Origin of the sequence: Nostoc flagelliforme FACHB-838 (assembly GCF_014698065.1) — a bacterium.
GTDB classification, from domain to species: domain Bacteria; phylum Cyanobacteriota; class Cyanobacteriia; order Cyanobacteriales; family Nostocaceae; genus Nostoc; species Nostoc flagelliforme_B.
The window spans coordinates 1-3,159 of record NZ_JACJSI010000553.1 but is presented as its reverse complement, the minus strand read 5'-3'; the positions used below and the strand labels follow the sequence as shown (position 1 = coordinate 3,159).

At 41.1% G+C, this 3,159-nt stretch carries 3 protein-coding genes and 1 pseudogene; 2 read left to right on the top strand and 2 right to left on the bottom strand.

Annotated features, from left to right (window positions below):
- Nucleotides 1-51: 51 nt before the first annotated feature.
- Nucleotides 52-216 carry a hypothetical protein gene (locus H6G97_RS48600; RefSeq protein WP_190947454.1) on the bottom strand — a complete coding sequence of 55 codons (165 nt, stop codon included), beginning with the start codon at nt 214-216 and terminating at the stop codon, nt 52-54.
- 208 nt (nt 217-424) lie between these two features.
- Between H6G97_RS48600 and H6G97_RS48595 the strand changes: the two genes are divergently transcribed.
- The gene (locus H6G97_RS48595) at nt 425-1,468 is read left to right on the top strand and encodes a hypothetical protein (RefSeq protein WP_190947453.1); all 1,044 of its coding nucleotides are present in this window, start codon (nt 425-427) and stop codon (nt 1,466-1,468) included.
- 37 nt (nt 1,469-1,505) lie between these two features.
- Here H6G97_RS48595 and H6G97_RS48590 read toward each other — a convergent pair whose 3' ends face one another.
- Nucleotides 1,506-2,201, bottom strand: a complete 696-nt coding sequence (locus tag H6G97_RS48590) for a hypothetical protein (protein ID WP_190947452.1) — start codon at nt 2,199-2,201, stop codon at nt 1,506-1,508.
- A 659-nt stretch (nt 2,202-2,860) separates the two neighbouring features.
- Between H6G97_RS48590 and H6G97_RS48585 the strand changes: the two are divergent.
- Nucleotides 2,861-3,159: pseudogene (locus H6G97_RS48585) on the top strand (tyrosine-type recombinase/integrase); the annotation flags it as partial.

Genomic DNA, 3,159 nt, shown 5'->3' with positions numbered 1-3,159 from the left:
CAACCAACTCCTTCTTTACTTCCACAAGTTCCTGCCGAGTAAAGTTGCTGCTCAATTATGCTGCTTAAAACCCACGAATTTATACAGTTTGATTTCCCAAATTGAATTAGTCTGCTGTCTGCTTCTTTTGAACTCTAACTCTTTGATGTCAATGGGTTTTACTTTCTTGTAATTTGCGATCGCCCCGTGGTCGATTACGAGTGTAGTTCCTCCCATAACACCAAGGGGGAATGCACTCGATTGCTTTTTGGGTAGCGCGATCCTCTTGTAGTATGAATCACTTTGACAACATGAAAAGCAGAGCGGAGCTTTAACTTGCTCAAATACTTTACAATAGATGTGAAACTGTCAATTCTTTTCCAATTCACTCGATGTCGTTTCATAATTATATGAGTGTCGCAAGGTATAGTTAACTCTAAACTTGATGAATAGCCCCTTTCCTTTAGAGCCTCCCCAAAAAGCAATCGAGTCATTATTAGCATTGCGAGATTACTACGCACCTCTTGTAGAAGAGTACGAAAAATTATATTCCCTAGCCAAAGCAAATCTCACTCATGTAGAAGCTCTATTATCTAACTGGCCTTTGGCTGAGGAGGTGGCTAATGAAGAATTCACCTCTGAAAAAGGAAAAAACTTCTTCTTATTCTTAAGTGAGGAATCTGTTAATGACGATGTTGAACCTATTACCCATCTTGAGCTAGACGATTCACAGGATACATCAACAGTCGCAACACAATTTCAAGAGTCCACTCAACAAAACATATTCACACTTATACAAGCTTGGTCAGGTGAAGAATCTGATGCAGCTACAAACATTCCATTCCTCCTAGAGCCACCGATAGAAACATTAACTCAACAGCGACCGCAAGATGGAACCGAGACGGCCATGCTGCCTATTTTCCAATCGCTGTCTCGCCCGGAAGCTATTGAACAGGTTTTGGCAGAACACATTGGCACAATTGTTCACATCGATTTTATTGTCAAAACGCTTTATGGGGAGTTAGAGCCAGATGCCTTCAAGCTCATCAAAGGCAGAGTTCAATCATCCCTCACTCATGGGAAGGAAACTAACAAATGGTTCAGTGTCCCTACTAAACCGGGATGTTATACTCTCTCTTTAACTTTGCTACCCAAACCGGAGACGAAAAATTCGTCCACCAGAGTCAAAGGCAAAAATAAGAAACAAGTTTTGCCACCCCAGCCCCAAGACATACCAATGCTCGAAGAATTTCAGGGTCAGTTTTTAATTGATGCACTAACAACTTTTCTAGAAAATAATTCCGGTAAAGTTTTCGGGGTTTCAGAAATTACCAACGGAATCTATGGCGAACTCACTGCGACTGAGATTAAAGAAGTGAAAAACAAGGTATTGAATGAGTTATCACGAGGTCATCGCACAGGCCGATTCACTAGGGTTCCTGAGCAGATTGGATTTTATACCTGGGACTTGGATTTGATTAATAAGTAGAAACACTCGCCGCGATAAGTTGAAATTAATCAAAATACTAACTTGCTGGCTGATATAATCCCGTATTTTCGTTAAATTCCCACCCCAACCCTGCTCTATCCTTCCCCTTACACCATGCTACAAAAAGCGGTGGGGGAAGATTAATTCGCTCCTTGCGTACACTTTCTTCACTTACACCAAGTCTCTTGGCTAAACCTTCTTCAGTTAACGGTTGGATTCTAGGAGTATGCGCTTTGAAGGATGAATTATTGTAGTACGATTTCTGTCCCCGCTTTTGTTGGTTGTTGAGATAGTCTTGTATTTTAATGATCGCCTCAGCCAACTGTGTCATTCGGGCATACATCTTCTCCACTTTTTGTTCTAAATTGGCGAGATTATCAATTGCTGTGGTTTGGTTGCTATTAGATTCATTTGAAAACTCTGACTCGAGCTTATCAAGTCTTTCGCAAATAGCTCTTATCGTTTCATTAGTCGGACTACTGTGATTTTTATTACTCACAGCCAAGTACTTCTCTACACTTGCCTTAATCTTTGAGTCTAAGCGTTCGTCTAAATCGTTACCACCTATTGCATCAATTTTATCTTGGGAATCGCCTAAGTAGAGATCGATAAATTCGAGCAGCGTGGCTGTTGCTGTTGTGCCTTTCGAGTTGCAACAGGCGATAAACTGCTCCCACTTCTTTTGATCGCAGTTGAAAGATGCTAATTTTTTTTTCCGCCCTGTATTGCTCATGTTCGCATATCATCTAGGTAAACTTGGACTGTCCACGCTTATTAAATCGTGTAACTTGTCATGATGAATTACCTTGATGTGGTTCCATTTCTTATAGTTCACCGACCCCTTCTCCTGCAAACCGCACTCGCGTTCGGGGTAGAGATAGGGAACAGACAACAGTAGGATTGAAGCTCAAAGAAAAATTGCCTGTTCCCTTCTAACAGAGAAAACCCTTGGATTTGAAGCCCCCTTATTTAGGACGAGCGTTTAGGTATAGTTCTAAATCCCCGGACAAAACCTTTTGTTGCTTATTCCCTATTCCCTTCTAAAAAATTTTAAATAGTCAACCCGCCAGTTAAATTCAGCAATCGCCGTTGCAAATCTTTTTCTTAATTCCCCACACCCAAAAATAGCACCTCCCTCTACTACAAGAAAGCCTGTGTATAAACGGCAATACTCGGAGGAAATACCCGGCTCTCAATCCGCAATGGATAGTCAGTAATAGTCTTGCTTGTATCATACTCCTAAGTATTATGAGTGTACTATACGCAAAAAATGAGAATTTTTCAGTTGTGAAACAGTGAGTTGAAATGACCATTTAGAGGGACAATAAAAATCAGACACTATATAACCAGACGAAACTACTCTTGTGTCTGATTATTAAGGGAGTAATAAAAATGACGCTCTCTCTAGTTCACCTAACAGCGCATAGAAAGGCGATCGCTTCCTTGCCAGTAGCGCAGGCGGAGGCGAAGTTGATTGCGCTGTGGTTGGAGGGAAAAGCAGAGTCATCTATCATTTCTTACCGACGATACACTAGGCGATTTCTGGAATTTTTGGACAAACCCCTCAAAAAAGTGACCTATGAAGACTTGGTAGAATACGCCGCTGACTTTGGGGGCAATGCAGAAAACACAAAGCGGATATACATAGCTTGTGCTAAAAGCTTGATTAGTTTTGCTCATAAAATTGGATA